At 57.7% G+C, this 14850-nt stretch carries 11 protein-coding genes and 2 pseudogenes; all 13 read left to right on the top strand.

Going from position 1 to position 14850, the window contains the following annotated elements:
• A pseudogene (locus tag NFW30_RS04495) lies at positions 1-389 on the top strand (hypothetical protein); the annotation flags it as partial.
• Between the two features lie 125 nt (positions 390-514).
• Entirely contained in the window at positions 515-1927 is a 1413-nt protein-coding gene (locus NFW30_RS04490; protein WP_295356517.1) for an oligosaccharide flippase family protein, read from the top strand.
• A gap of 194 nt (positions 1928-2121) precedes the next feature.
• The gene (locus NFW30_RS04485) at positions 2122-3081 is read left to right on the top strand and encodes a glycosyltransferase family 2 protein (RefSeq protein ID WP_295356520.1); all 960 of its coding nucleotides are present in this window, start codon (positions 2122-2124) and stop codon (positions 3079-3081) included.
• Between the two features lie 7 nt (positions 3082-3088).
• On the top strand, positions 3089-4306 hold the full coding sequence (locus NFW30_RS04480; protein WP_295356524.1) for an O-antigen ligase family protein: 1218 nt from the start codon (positions 3089-3091) through the stop codon (positions 4304-4306).
• On the top strand, positions 4303-5088 hold the full coding sequence (locus tag NFW30_RS04475) for a glycosyltransferase family 2 protein (RefSeq protein WP_295356527.1): 786 nt from the start codon (positions 4303-4305) through the stop codon (positions 5086-5088). Before NFW30_RS04480 ends, NFW30_RS04475 begins: the two co-directional genes overlap by 4 nt.
• A gap of 3 nt (positions 5089-5091) precedes the next feature.
• Complete coding sequence (locus NFW30_RS04470; RefSeq protein WP_295356530.1) at positions 5092-6444, top strand: hypothetical protein; 1353 nt, start codon at positions 5092-5094, stop codon at positions 6442-6444.
• Positions 6445-6545: 101 nt separating this feature from the next.
• On the top strand, positions 6546-7031 hold the full coding sequence (locus tag NFW30_RS04465; RefSeq protein ID WP_295356531.1) for a CatB-related O-acetyltransferase: 486 nt from the start codon (positions 6546-6548) through the stop codon (positions 7029-7031).
• Positions 7028-8398, top strand: coding sequence for an aminoglycoside phosphotransferase family protein (locus tag NFW30_RS04460; RefSeq protein WP_295356534.1), 1371 nt, complete (start codon positions 7028-7030; stop codon positions 8396-8398). The genes NFW30_RS04465 and NFW30_RS04460 overlap by 4 nt, the downstream gene beginning before the upstream one ends.
• Positions 8395-9657 carry a glycosyltransferase gene (locus NFW30_RS04455; protein ID WP_295356537.1) on the top strand — a complete coding sequence of 421 codons (1263 nt, stop codon included), beginning with the start codon at positions 8395-8397 and terminating at the stop codon, positions 9655-9657. The genes NFW30_RS04460 and NFW30_RS04455 overlap by 4 nt, the downstream gene beginning before the upstream one ends.
• Positions 9654-10853 (top strand): glycosyltransferase family 4 protein, encoded by a 1200-nt coding sequence (locus NFW30_RS04450; protein ID WP_295356547.1) that lies wholly within the window; start codon positions 9654-9656, stop codon positions 10851-10853. The genes NFW30_RS04455 and NFW30_RS04450 overlap by 4 nt, the downstream gene beginning before the upstream one ends.
• A complete protein-coding gene (locus tag NFW30_RS04445) occupies positions 10853-11614 on the top strand; it encodes a WecB/TagA/CpsF family glycosyltransferase (RefSeq protein WP_295356550.1) in 762 nt (253 codons plus the stop codon). The genes NFW30_RS04450 and NFW30_RS04445 overlap by 1 nt, the downstream gene beginning before the upstream one ends.
• Before the next feature lie 380 nt (positions 11615-11994).
• Positions 11995-13002 (top strand): annotated as a pseudogene (locus NFW30_RS04440) (NAD-dependent epimerase).
• A 229-nt stretch (positions 13003-13231) separates the two neighbouring features.
• On the top strand, positions 13232-14530 hold the full coding sequence (locus tag NFW30_RS04435) for a UDP-glucose/GDP-mannose dehydrogenase family protein (RefSeq protein WP_295356715.1): 1299 nt from the start codon (positions 13232-13234) through the stop codon (positions 14528-14530).
• Positions 14531-14850: the final 320 nt, after the last annotated feature.

Genomic DNA, 14850 nt, shown 5'->3' with positions numbered 1-14850 from the left:
CTCCAGTCGCCCTTCGGGCTCCTTCCGACGCGCCCTCCTGCCGCACCATCGGTCGACCAGCCACCCAGAAACCCGAATCGGTCCCGACCACGGACCATTCCTCCCCCGACCACATCCTCAACCGCTCGCAGCCAGATATCCGCGCTTCTTCGCAGCCACTAACAACCGTAGGCACCGGCGAGGACATCACCATTCGCCAACTGGCGGAAGCGGTTGCCGAGGTCATCGGCTTTGGCGGTGTCATCGAATTCGATCCGAGCAAGCCTGACGGCACGCCACGCAAACTCATGGACGTTTCCAGATTAAGTGCAATGGGTATTCGTTCTACCGTCGGACTGAATGATGGACTCGCACAAGCGTATGCGGACTTTGCCGGCAGAACGATCTAAAGCATGCCTCAGGAATCCGCTCTCAACAGCACTTCACAGCGACCGGCACGGTGTGACTGTTCTATTGATTCTTTCTCTTGCGGAGCGGATTCGCGACATCTTGTCCGTCACCGGGACAGATAGCCATGTCTGACGGGTTACGTCAAAAGATCCTTGCTTCAAGCGTCTATGTGGTAGGGCGTCAGATCTTGGGGATTGCTCTTTCGTTCCTATCCCTGATTGTTTTCTACCGCTATCTGACGCCTGCTGAATTTGGCATTGTCGCGGTTGCGCAAGGCACCTGGACCTTCCTTGGAATGATCGCCGTTCTTGGCGTCGACGGTTATCTCATCAGACTCAAGGCTCTGCCCGACCGAAGCGACTTGAATGCCCTTTTTTCCGCCCTCATCGCCGTCATATTGCTGATCTACACCGGCGTATTTCTCTCCGCAGACCTGATTGCCGAGTTCGGCAATCATGCCGATATCGGCCCGGTCATTCGCTTTGTGGGAATCAGTTTCATCTTTAAGCAGTTCGGGCTTATCGGTCGCACCATCCTGGAAAAGGAGATGCGCTTTCGGGAGCTGAGCATAATTGAACTCGTGTCCCAACTGGCCTACTACTTGGTTGCGATTCCCTGGGTAATGCTGGGTGGCAGTTACTGGGGAATTGTCGCTGGAACCATGGTCAGCACGATGATCACGAGTATCTACACCTACGCAGCCCACCCCCTTGCCCTCCAGTTCCGAATCGACGTTCAGAGTCTAGTCATCAATCTGAAGAAGTCGCTCAGCTACCAACTGACTGTTTGTACCTGGCATCTCCGGGACATGCTGATCCCGCTGATCCTTTCCCGTCTCGGCGGGGTTGAAGTTGCTGGCGTAGTCAGCGCGGCCACTCAAGTCGTCACGAAACTGACTTTTTTCCGCTCCGTGATTTGGAGAGTATCGCTGAGCGCTTTGGCCAACCTGCAGGACGATCCAGAACGCCTCTGCCGCGCCATCAGCAAGGGCGTGTTGTATCAAGTCATGTTCGTAGGCGGCATCTTGACATTCTCCGCTCCCCTGATGCCCTGGATCGTGCCATTACTGGGCGAAAAATGGCTCGGCGTCCTGCCAATCTACCCGATCCTGGCTTTAACCGTAGTCACCAACAGTACCTTCAGCATGCATGTGGCGGCCTTATATGGCAACGGAAACAATACCCAAGTCAATCACTTCCATATTGCCAACGTAGTCACCGTTATCGCCATCACCGTCTTTGCACTCCCCCTTCTCGGCACCAGTGGTTACCTTCTCGGTGAAATACTTGCACTGTTCAGCTATTTCATACTGAACCGCCATGTAAAAACACATTTCGGCACCGTGTCCTACGGCACAGCCGCCCGCCTCTTTGCCTATAGTCTCCCGGCCTTGCTAACCCCCCTCGTCACCTCGGCCCCATTGGCAGCGTTGGCCGTTCTACTGACCGGTCTGCTGACAGCGGCAGACAGAAATACACGCAATGCCATTTCAGCAAGTTTCTCAGAGGTCCTAGGGAGCCTGAGGAAAGACAAATAGAGCACTGCCTTGGCCCCGCAATCGGCAAATCGCTTTGCGCACATACCTATATCAATTAAATCATCGTGACCACTAAGTGATCAATATACTTGAGTATTTTAGAACCGCAGACCAAGACAGCTCGCTGGATCTGGCACCATCGACCGAACAAAACATTCGCCGTCTTTTCATAAAAGTGAATATTGTCCGCTGAAATGAATAAACAACAATATCCGCTCGTTTCGATCATTACTCCCGCATTGAACCGTGGGGAACATATAGAAAACTGCCTGCGCTCAATTCAGGGCCAAACCTATCAGAATATAGAACACGTTGTTGTCGATGGCCTCTCGACGGATAATACCCTGTCGATTCTTGAGCGGTATGCAGATAAGTACAATTTACGCTGGGTAAGCGAGAAAGACAGCGGCATGTACGATGCCATAGGCAAGGGCATGCGCATGGCCAATGGCACAATCCTGGCCTATCTCAACACCGACGATCTCTATTTCCCTTGGTCGGTTCAAGTCGCTGTTGACGCGATTTTGGCCGGACATCCTATTGTTTTCGGCGACGGATGTATCGTTCAGAGCAAACCGGAAAGGCTCTCGACTGAGCTGAGCTTTTCTCGCAGCTTCAATTTTGAGTATTACAAGGATGTCGCCACGCTAATGCAGCCGACGGTCTTCTTCGACCGCGTGGTTCTTGAGAAAATCGGTCATTTCGACCCATCGTTCCGCTTACTGGCCGACTGTAATTACTGGCTACGTTGCGCCCAAAACGGCTTTCCCCCGAGCAAAATTCCGGAAATGATGGCAGTCCAGATCGACCATGGCGAAACCCTGCGCGAGACATACCGCGACCAGCTCTACCTTGAGTTCGCCAGACTACGCGGCCACGCCAGCGGGAAATCGCACTTGCGCTGGATGGCCCGCGTTAGGCGTCTGCTGGCAACCAGGGTGGTGATGGCCCGCTTTAGCCTTTCCTATGGCTTGAATGGACGGCTGGGCTGGCAGAACTTCATCGAGTGGGCATCAAATCAACAAAGTAGTTTCAATTTGGCAGCTTGCTTCCGAGCCGGATTACCGCAGTTCCTCAAGACTGACAACACAGTTAAGTCAGCGATCAATACAGAATCGCTCCTTTCACTCTGCACCAATACACACCGCAGGTAATAGCCAATTGGATACATCCCCAAGAACAATGGCCAAGCTAGGGCAACCCGGCGGTATTAATGCTGCCACGCTTGCCTTTGTATTTTTCTTTTTCAAGAGTGCGGCAATTCCCTTGCCTGGATTTGACGCCGGCTTTGTATTTGTCGTTGCCAGTATTTATGCGTTCAATAAACGACACAAGCAGGTCAGGATCAGTGCCGCTGGGATATCCTTGATCTTGTTCTGGGCCTGGGCATGCCTCAGCTTTATTTGGCGCGGCCACGACAATGTGCTCCCCGCGCTATTGATCTGGTTGAACACCGCATTCGACCTCCTGGCGATCTACCTGATTTTCCGCCTAGGAAGCCCAATGCGGATAGGCGAACAGTCCATGCTCGGAGTCCTTTGGGGTGGTGTTGCCGTATCGATGCAGGTATTGTTCTTCGCGGCACGCGGCCTGAATATTCGGGATGCTAATTCAGATTTTCTCGGCGCGAACTATATCGGCGGAATACTTGGCCTGTGCTTGTTGTGCGCAATATATGTAATAAACCATGAACCGAATGTTAAGAAGAGGATTCACCTATCGATCATGGCCGCTGTAGTTGGAATATCTCTTTTTTGTAGTTTGAGCAAGACAGCCATTCTGGCCTTTCTGCTGGCATCTTTTGTCTTCTTCATTATCAGCGCTAACAGCATCAAGGTGAAGTTGCGCGGTCTCGCGCTCGTTATTCTCGTTGGCGGTGCCGCCTTCTTTTATTTATCTGATTATCTAGATGTGTATTTCTTCCAGGCACAGGATGGTGAAGCCTTAGTAAGCCTCTCGGGTAGAACTTTCATATGGCTGGAAACCATCGACTCGATTTTTGATGAACCGTTTTTCGGCTATGGCGTACGTTCCTTTGCCGACTATGGGCCGCAAATCGCCGATGTGCAACTGGTACATGCCCATAATGAGATATTTCAGACACTCTTCGCCTATGGTGCGATTGGGTTGACTTTTCTCCTGGGAAGCTACGTGCTTTTCCTAAAGCGCGCGATCACACTCTATTCCCATTCAAAAAAAAGCAACGCTCAGGCTGCCTTCGGTGTCGCCATTGTGATGTTCGCGTTGACCCGGGGAATCACGGAAGCACACGACGCCGCCACCGTACTGCCAATCCATATTTTCTTCTTGCTCTGCTTATGGAACGCCAATACCGCCATCAATAATCCGGTTCCACGATCTCCTGCGAGTGCACCGTGAAGGTATCGATCATTACTCCCTCATTCAATCAGGGAAAGTACTTTCAAAAATGTATCGACAGCATCAAGGCCCAAACCGATAGCACCATAGAAATCGAGCACATCGTTCTCGACAACTGCTCGACGGATTCAACAGGAGATATCCTGCGGACCTATCAGGCCAATCCCGACACCGTGAAGCTGATCCCCATTGTTGAACCGGACCGCGGTCAAACCGATGCCATCAATCGGGGATTCTTGATGGGCAGCGGCGATATTTTCTGCTGGCTGAATACCGATGAGTATTACAAGCCCTCGACTCTTGCGACGGTAGCAAGTTTCTTTGCGGCGCACCCCGAAGTCGATGTGGTGTTTGGCGATTGCGATTTCGTCGGCAGTGACGGAAAACTGATCAAGACCAAGCGGGAGTACTTTTTCTCCAAGTCAATGCTGGTCTATTACGGATGCTACCTCCCAAGTTGTACGACCTTCGTTCGCCGCCGGGTGATCGATGCAGGATTGTTGCTGGCACCGGAATTCAGGGTCACGATGGATTTCGATTGGTATGTCCGGATCGCCAAAGCCGGCTACCGTATCGCCCATATACCCCGGGTATTGGCTAGTTTCACCTGGCACGACACCAATATCAGTTCGGTTCAGGTCGAGCGGCGACGTGTGGAACGTCGACTTGTCCAGGATCGCTACAGCGGCATTCCCGAGCCAGCATGGCTTCGTACCCTCGTTTATGGTGTGATGCTTCGCTTCTGGCTGGCAGTTCGGGTTACCCGGCGCTTTTTTGCCTAGCCCATGGACAAGTCTCCAGAAGCGGTCTTGCTGCATTCGCTGTTCCGGCAACTGGCCCACCGAAATGTCCGCTTTGCCGTCATGCGCAATCACGAACCGCTTCCCGAAAGCGCGGGTGGTAGCGATCTCGACCTGATGGTTCACCCGGCCGACGGCGAGGCCGCTAGCGCGGCAATCGAGGCGGCCGTGCGCGACGCCCATGGCGTCTGTATTGGCGTCAGCAGATCCACTGGATTCTTCAAGACCTGCGCGTTTGGAACCACTCCCGAAGCGCCGTTGGCGTGGTGGGGACTGTGTATCGATGTGAACGTGGGCCTGTTTTACAAAGGGCAGTCCCTGCTATCCGCACATGCCCCGTGGCCCATTCTGATGTACAGGAATATTCCGGTGCTGACCGACGGGTTTGCCGGCATCCTGGGCGTCCTCAAGGAAGTTCTCAATAACCGCGTCTATCCGGAGCGCTATGCCACCGCTGCCCGCCGGGGTGTTGAGGAATCCTGGGATCAGATTGCGGCCTTGCTGGCACCGCTAGGGCACAAGAGTTTGGTCATGTTCAAAGAGATGGCTTTGGCCGAGGCCGGGTCGGCGATACGGCAACGCGGGGCAAGCCAGCTAGGCGCTCTGGTTGGTGCCAGCGGGCTTGCTTCCCACCCGCTTGAACTGCTTCTGGGGCGCCTCGGCAACATTCAATCCAAATTGGGGCGATACCTTCGACCACAGGGAAAACTGATTGCCATCCTCGGTGTCGATGGCGCAGGCAAGTCCACTCTTATCGACGCAATCAAACCGGTACTTGACCAGGCGACGCACAATTCGATTTATGTTCAGCATCTGAAACCAGGACTGTTGCCCCCACTTGCACGTCTCAAGGGAAAATCCGCCGCCACTGTCGGCGCGACCACGGATCCGCACGGCGCCAAGCCCTCCGGCCGGCTTGGCTCAAGCTTGCGCCTGCTGTATTTGATGCTGGATTACTCGCTCGGCTATTGGTTGAAGATTCGCCCGCGGATCGCCAAGCTGCCGACCGTCGTGATCTTTGACCGGTACGCATATGACATGATCCTCGATCCCTGGCGATTTCGCATCAATCTACCGATCGCGCTAATCTCGCTGGTCACCAAGCTGGCCCCGTTGCCCGATCGAGTCTTCTGTTTGCATGGCGATCCGCAAACACTGGCCAACCGGAAAAACGAACTGCCCCTCGCCGAAGTAGCGCGTCAGGTCAGGGCAATCAAGACATTTGCAGCGGCGAATGCGCGGGCGCTTCTGGTATCTACCGACGGTCCGATAGAGCAGACCCGAGATGAAGTACTGATGGAACTGGCGGGCTGTTGTTCACGCCCCTCGCGCAACTGAGCGCTGCGCGCAAACCGCTTCAAGTAACAGGCGTAGAAAAAATGAAAATGCTCTGTCTATTGGTTTATTACGGATTCGCCCGGTGGTTTCCGACTTAACCAATGCCCGGATGGAAACTCGGCTACCTGCTTCGTCGGGTGCTGCTCAAGCGCATTGCCGAATCCGTTGGACAGTCAGTTGTGGTCAAACACAATGCGCAGATTGGTGCGGGCATCGGCTTGCGGATAGGAAGCCGGTCGCAACTCGGTCATAACTGCCGAATCGGAAATGACGTCGCGATTGGTGACGACGTGTTGATGGGGCCGGATGTTGTGGTGATGACCAGCTCTCACGCATTCGATAGTCTGGAGATACCGATCAATCAACAGGGCGCTCTGCCAATTCGCCCCGTCATAATCGGCAATGACGTGTGGATTGGCACCCGCGCGATCATCATGCCGGGAATCACGATCGGTCATGGCGCCGTGATCGGCGCCGGCAGCGTGGTAACCAAGGATGTCCCTCCACTAGCGGTTGTTGGCGGCGCGCCTGCAAGAACGATCCGCTTCCGTGGCCAACAAAATCGCCGCGCAGTCGCTGAACGATGACGATCCATCGGAATTCCCGCGACTATCTATTCGCTTGGCGCTGGCTGCTGCCTTTCCGGGCGGACGGGCCGCTTTCCTTTAGCGGCCTCAGCGACGCGGATACCGCCTGGTGGCGAAGCGCCGAAGGTCAGGCCCCAGATTCGCCAACCATGTCTACCCCCACCTGCGGGCTGATAGCACTGGTCGACTATGCAATGCCAGCACCCGGAGACCTCGCAGGGCTGAATTGGCTTTGTGCTTGGGGAAACCATAGACAAGTCACCAAGTTCCGCGCTAGTTTGCCAACGCAGTTTGTATCGATTCGCGAATACGGGCTGTTGCCGGCCGGCAATCCGCGTGTTGTTGTGCCACTTACCTCCGCTCGTCATGCGGTCATGGCTTTGAGCCTGCATCGGCCAGGAAGACGGGTTGCGCGGATGGGGGTGATGCTTGCGCGCACGTTGGCACGGTTCGGTTATCTTGATCTGCTGCGCGGCCGTGTTCTTCTAATCGCCACAAAGTCCCCCGGCTTTGTCCAACACGGTGCGGTACTGGCGGGAGTACCTGCACGCGTTGGCCGCCAGGTTACTGATTACGCCCTGTATCTGGGCACACCGGACGACAACCGGAAAACTGTGGTCCTGCCACTGGGCGACGAACTGCCCAGCGTCATCCTCAAAGTGGCAGAGACTCCGAGGGCTTGCGCTTCACTCCACAATGAAGCTGCGGCGCTATCGGCGTTATCGGGCTCCCTCATTTCGGGTTCCGTGCCACGGTTGGTTGATTTAGTCTCGTCTGATGCGGCGATAACGCTTTATCAGGAATACCGGCCACGCCGGCGGATATCTGCCCGTAAGTTGGATGAATCCGTGGCTGAGTTTCTTGGGCAACTGGCTATGGTGGAGCTGGAAACGGTGCCGTTGGCAGACTATTTGGCACATGTTTCGGAATGTATGGATGAAACCATGCCAGGCGAGGTGCTGCATGCGTGCCGGGATTTGCATGATCGCCTTCAAAAACTGGCGGAGTCAGCTCAGGTGATTCACCGCCACCGTACGCATGGCGATTTTGCGCCCTGGAATTGCGCCTGGACCGATCAGGGGCTGTATGTATTCGATTGGGAAGCAAGCATGGTGAATGGGCTTGCCTTGGGCGATGCGTTCTATTACGCCATTGCCCCGGTGCTATTGATGAAACGCAATGCCAAAGCCGAAACAGCCCTGGCAAAGGCTTTGCATATGGGTGAAACGTTGGCAAAGAAAATGGCTACCGTAAGCGGGGTTCTCCCTGATCCTCAGCTTTATCTTGCGCTTTGGTTGTTAGGCCGCCAGGACAAGACCGGCCTTTATGGAGAATTGTTGGTGTTGCTGGCGCGGAGTTGGCGGTGAGCAGGCGCTTGAAGGTGTTGGTTTCGGCTTATGCGTGCAGCCCGTACAAGGGGTCGGAGCCGGGCGTTGGTTGGGGGTTTGTCGCAGCCCTGGCCCAGCACCATGATTTGTGGGTGCTGGTAGAGGAAGAGAAATTCCGCGCGGACATCGAGCGTTACTTGGCGGAACACCCTGAATTCGCCAGCAACGTGCACTTCCATTTTCTACGTAAGCAGCGCAATCGCTGGCTGCGCAAGTTGTGGCCACCGTCTTATTACTGGTATTACCGGCGCTGGCATGCGCAAGCCTATGACCGGGCGCGGGAACTGGATGCCGAAGTGGGCTTTGATGTAGCACACCAACTCACCATGGTCGGATTTCGCGAACCTGGCTATCTGTGGCGGCTGGGCATTCCCTTCGTTTGGGGGCCGGTGGGGGGCATGGGAGCGTTTCCATGGCGTTTCTTGCCGCGCTTAGGTGCCTATGGCGCTTTGTATTACCTGGGTTACAACTTCCTTAACTTGTGGCAAATGAACTTTTCGCGGCGCCCTCGCTTCGCTGCGCGCGCGGCGGGTGCCGGGCTTATTGCCGCCACGCCAGAAAACCAGACTGGCGCGGAACGCTATTGGGGGTGTGTCAGCACCTTGATGAGTGAGGTGGGCTTGCCGCTGGCAGGCTTGTCTGTGACACCCAGTGTCAGGTTGCCGGATGAGCCTTTGCGTATTGTTTGGACTGGGTTGCACGTACCTCGCAAGGCATTGAATTTAGGGCTGGATGCCTTGGCGGCATTACCCAAAAACTTACCATGGGAATTGCATGTATTGGGCAAAGGGCCCCTTACGGCGGCATGGCAGGTCCAGGCCAGTGACCTTGGCCTAAACGATCGCTGCTATTTTTATGGCTGGCTGGAGCGCGAAGCCGCGCTGAAGGTGATGGCCGAGGCGCATGCGATGCTGATTACCAGCCTGCGCGATTTGACATCCACGGTCACTATCGAGGCCATGGCGATGGGGCTGCCCATCGTGTGCCTCGATCATTGCGGGTTTGCTGGCGTGGTGGATGAGTCATGCGGCATCAAGGTGCCGGTGACCCACCCCGCTGAAACCATTGCCGGCCTGTCGCTGGCGTTGCAACGTCTGGCGGAGCATGAGGCGTTGCGCAGCCGCTTGGCACACGGCGCCATTCAGCGCGCGCACGACTTCGAATGGGATAAAAAAGCTGAGGTGGTCGACAAGCTTTATCGCCGGGTCATGCATGAATCTGCGCAGGTGGTGTCGTGAAGGTTTTGCTGGTGCATAACTTCTACGGTTCCGCCGCGCCTTCCGGCGAGAACCAGGTGTTTGAAGCGGAACGAACCCTGCTGCGGGCGCGGGGGCATGAGGTAGTCGAGTTCACCCGGCACAGCGATGAGATACGCGGGCAGGGTGCTTGGGGCGCGGTGCGCGGTGGATTGTCCACGCCGTGGAACCCGTGGATGACGTGGGCGGTTCGGCGAGAAGTGGAGCGGCTAAAGCCGGATGTGGTGCATGTACACAACACCTTTCCGTTGATTTCACCGGGTATTTTTCATGCGATTGGCGACCGTGCCGCGCGGGTGTTGACGCTGCATAACTATCGCCTGTTTTGTCCGGCGGGCATTCCCATGCGGGCCGGCAAGGTTTGCACCGATTGCCTGGATGCTCGTGGCAGCCTCCCTGCCATGCGGCATGGCTGTTACCGGGGCAGCCGTGTGGCCACGGCACCGTTGGCTTTCAGTGTGTGGCTGCGACGCGCCATGGGAACCTGGCGCAACCAGGTGGATGCCTTCGTGGCACTGTCCGACTTCCAGCGAAACGTGATGGCGGATGCCGGTTTGCCCTTGTCCAAGGTGCATGTAAAGCCCAACTTCTACCCCGGCATGCCACCCGTAGCCCCCTGGCATGAACGTGGCAACTATGTGGTGTTTGCCGGCCGGTTGACGGCGGAAAAGGGCGTGGCCACGTTGCTGCGAGCCTGGCGACTGTGGGGGCCTGGAGCACCAGAATTACGTTTGGCGGGCGATGGTGAGTTGCGCCCTCAGCTTGAGGCCATGGCCGAAGGTTTGCCTGTGCGCTTTTTTGGTCAGCTTAGCGGTGCCGAGGCCCAGACTCAGATTGCCGGGGCGCGTTTGTTGGTGTTGCCCTCTGAGTGGTTCGAGGGGTTTCCTATGGTGGTGCGCGAGGCGTTTGCCTTTGGTACGCCGGCGGCGGTCTCCAACCTGGGGCCGTTGGCCAGCATTGTTCGGCATGGGCAGAGCGGTGTGGTTTTTCAGGCGGCTTCGCCTGAGTCTTTACTGCAAGAAGTACGTGCGGCCTGGGAGGCCGAGGGCTGCTTGCAACACCTGGGTCTAGGCGCCCGGCGCGAGTTTGAGGAGAAATATACGGAAGATGCCAATTACGCCGCGTTGATGGCGATTTACAAGCAGGCCATGGCCGTTTCGCGCGCTGGAGGGCGGTAATGAAGGAGGCTGTTCTGGGTTATGGGGTGGAAGCGCTTTCGGTTGAGGCGTGCGCGGACAGCCTTTTTTCCACAGTGCAAGGGGCGGATGTTCGGCGTTGCGCCTGGCTGGCCTGCCTTAACCCGCATTCGTATGCGGTCGCATTGGATGACCCAACATTTTCTCGCGCCTTGCGCGCCGCGGATTGGTTGATACCCGATGGCGCCGGCGTGGTGCTGGCTTCCCGGTTGCAGGGAGGGCGTATCGCCGAGCGAGTGACGGGGTCGGATGTGTTTTTTGGCTTGCACCGGCGCATGACTGCGGCGGGTGGCATGAGCGTGTTCTTTTTGGGGGCAACCGAGGAAACGCTGGCAGCGATCCGTGCACGCATGGCAGTGGATCACCCCGAAATTCGGGTTGCCGGGACGTATTCGCCGCCGTTCAAGCCGGAATATTCGGCCGAGGACAATAACGCGATGATCGCGGCAATCAACGCCAGCAAAGCCGATGTTCTTTGGGTTGGCATGACGGCGCCGAAGCAGGAGAAGTGGATTTTCGAGAATCGCGCCCGGTTGAATGTGAAATTTGCAGGCGCGATCGGGGCGGTGTTCGATTTCTATACCGGGCGGGTCAAGCGTTCGCATCCGGTTTTTCAACGCCTGGGCTTGGAGTGGCTGCCAAGGCTAGTTCAGCAACCTCGAAGGCTGTGGCGGCGGATGTTTGTGTCCGCGCCGATCTTCGTGTGGCATGTGTTGAAGCAGAAGGTTGGTTTTTTTGGGTAGAGCGGCGCTCTCGGATGTTTGGGTTACGTAAGGGGGACGCGCTGGATTGCCGCGTTGGTTCCGCCGCCTCGGAATGACGGGCCGGGGGGTTGCCGTCATTCCGAGCGTAGCGCGGCAATCCGGCGCTTTGTCATGCAAAAACGGGGACGGAACACGAGGACAGTATCGTTAACTCCATTCTCTAGGTGGTCGCGGGCGGCGGCTCGCAACTGCCATACTGCCTCGCATTCCCTACCAAGTTGGAATGAATACGGGGACAGTATACTTAACTCCAGGTCATGCGCCGCCCCGTGTGCGGGTTGTTCCTTGAGAAATGGGGAGACCCACTTCCTTTTGCCGCACGGCGGTGTAAGGTACCGGTTTGATCGGAGTCAGCAAGCTTGAAAATCCTCCTCACCGGCGCCGCCGGTTTCATCGGCATGCACACCGCGCAGAGCCTCCTTCGTCGCGGTGACACGGTCGTCGGCATCGACAACCTTAACGATTGCTACGACGTTCACCTCAAGCACGCCCGCCTGGCGTGCCTCTCAGGGCAGGGCGATTTTCGCTTCATCGAGAGGGATATTGGCGACCGGGCGGCGATGGCTGCGTTGTTCGCCGGTGAAGGTTTCGAGCGGGTGATCCACCTGGCCGCCCAGGCCGGTGTGCGCTACTCGCTGCTCAACCCCAACGCCTACGTCGACAGCAATCTGGTCGGCTTCGTGAACGTGCTCGAAGGCTGCCGCCAGCACGCGGTTCAGCATCTGGTCTACGCCTCGAGTTCCAGCGTCTACGGCGGCAACACCCGCATGCCCTTCGCCGAACGCGACAACGTCGATCATCCGGTCAGCCTGTACGCCGCGACCAAGAAGGCCAACGAGCTGATGGCGCACACCTACAGCCACCTCTATCGTCTGCCGACGACCGGCCTGCACTTCTTCACCGTCTACGCACCGTGGGGCCGGCCCGACATGGCGCCCTTCCTGTTCACCCGGGCGATCCTTGAAGGTCGGCCGATCGACGTCTTCAACCACGGCCGCATGCAGCGCGACTTCACCTACGTGGACGACATCGTCGAAGCCGTGCTGCGGGTGAACGACCGGGTGCCGGCGCCCGATCCCCATTACACTGCGGCCAACCCCGATCCGGCGAGTAGCGACGCGCCGTACCGGGTGTTCAACATCGGCAATCATCAACCGGTCCCCTTGATGGACTTCATCGGCTGTATCGAGCAGCAGCTCGGGCGCCAGGCCGAGAAGCGCCTGCTGCCGATGTAGCCGGGCGATGTGGCGTCCACTTACGCCGACACCGCCACCCTCGAACAGTGGATCGACTTCGCGCCGGGCACGCCGCTGTCTGAAGGCATCGCGCGCTTTGTCGATTGGTATCGCCACTACTACCAGGTTTGAACCTAGATTCCTCAGTTGAAGCCAGGAATGGCAGCTAAGTTGCTATGAAGATTGGATTTTTCGAATGTCTCTGGGACACCCAAAAGGAACTGTGGCGCAGTTGCCAAAATCGGCCGCAAAGCCTTGCCAAATCTGGCGTTCATCAAATCCGGTCAAGGCTTAACAGAGGAATCTAGGTTGAAAGGAAAGTTGGCATCTCATGAAAGTCACCGTTATCGGTACCGGCTAGATCGGCCTGGTCACCGGCTCCTGCCCGTCGGAAATGGGCAACCACGTGCTCTGTCTCGATGTCGACAAGCGCAAGATCGAGATCCTCAACAGCGGCGGCATCCCGATCCATGAGCCGGGTCTGGAAGAGATGGTCAAGCGCAATGCCGCCGATGGCCGGCTGCAATTCACCACCGACATCGCCGCCGCGGTGCATCACGGGACGCTGCAGTTCATCGGCGTCGGCACGCCGCCCGACGAGGACGGTTCGGCCGATCTCCAGTACGTGCTGGCCGCCGCGCGCAGCATCGGCCAGCACATGACCGACTACAAGGTGATCGTCGACAAGAGCACGGTGCCGGTCGGCACCGCCGACCGGGTACGCGCCGCAGTGCAGGAAGTGCTGGCCGAACGCGGCGAGAGCGTGGACTTCGCCGTCGTCAGCAACCCGGAGTTTCTCAAGGAAGGCGCCGCGGTCGACGACTTCATGCGCCCCGACCGCATCATCATCGGCGCCGACGACGAGCGCGCCAGGTTGCTGATGCGGGCGATCTACGCGCCGTTCTCCCGCAACCGCGACAAGCTGCTGCTGATGGATACGCGCAGCGCCGAACTCACCAAGTACGCGGCCAACGCCATGCTGGCGACGCGCATCAGCTTCATGAACGAACTGGCGCGGCTGGCCGAGCGGGTCGGCGCCGACATCGAACTGGTGCGGCACGGCATCGGCAGCGACCCGCGCATCGGCACCCACTTTCTCTACGCCGGTACCGGCTACGGGGGATCGTGTTTTCCCAAGGACGTGAAGGCGCTGATCCGCACCGGCCACGACCTGGGCGTTGATCTGCGGGTGCTGACTGCGGTCGAGGCGGCGAACGATAGCCAGAAGCGGGTGCTGGTCGACAAGGTCGTCGCCCGCTTCGGCGAGGATCTGCAGGGACGCTGCTTTGCCCTCTGGGGCCTGGCCTTCAAGCCGAACACCGACGACATGCGCGAAGCGCCGAGCCGGGTGATCGTGCACGAACTGCTGCGCCGCGGCGCGGCGATCCGGGCGTACGACCCGGTGGCGATGGACGAAGCGCGGCGGGTGTTCGGCGACCTGCCGGGGCTAAGCTTCGCCAGCCACCAGGCGGACGCGCTGCGCGATGCCGATGCGCTGCTGATCGTCACCGAGTGGCGAGCGTTCAAGAGCCCGGACTTCGAGCAGATGCGGGCGCTGCTCAAGCAGCCGCTGATCTTCGACGGCCGCAACCTTTTCGACCCCGCCCTCGTCCGCAGCCTGGGGCTCGAGTATCACGCCATCGGGCGAGGGGAAGCGTAATTGGGGACAGTATATCTATCTTGGGAGGCTTCTGGCCGACAGTCGGCGGATTGTTGTGGGCAGTTGAGGTGATCGGGAGGATCGTCACCTCACGGTCAGTTCAAATCGCCCGATGAAACGGGTTCCTACAGCGTAATGCGCGGCGTGCCAGCCAAGCGCTGCCCTGAGGTTGCTTCAATCCACCCCAGCCCATCGTGCCAGAGGGCGGTGTGGTCAATTACCCCGCGGGTTGTTGTTGCGAAAGATGGCGCTGGGGGGATGAGGGCGGCGAGGTGTGAGCTGTCCGAGCTTGCCATTGAGTATACTGTCACCGAATTCAT

Origin of the sequence: Accumulibacter sp., assembly GCF_023806635.1 — a bacterium.
Lineage (GTDB): Bacteria > Pseudomonadota > Gammaproteobacteria > Burkholderiales > Rhodocyclaceae > Accumulibacter.
Note: the sequence above shows the minus strand (reverse complement) of the source record. Positions and strands in the feature narration are given on the sequence as shown.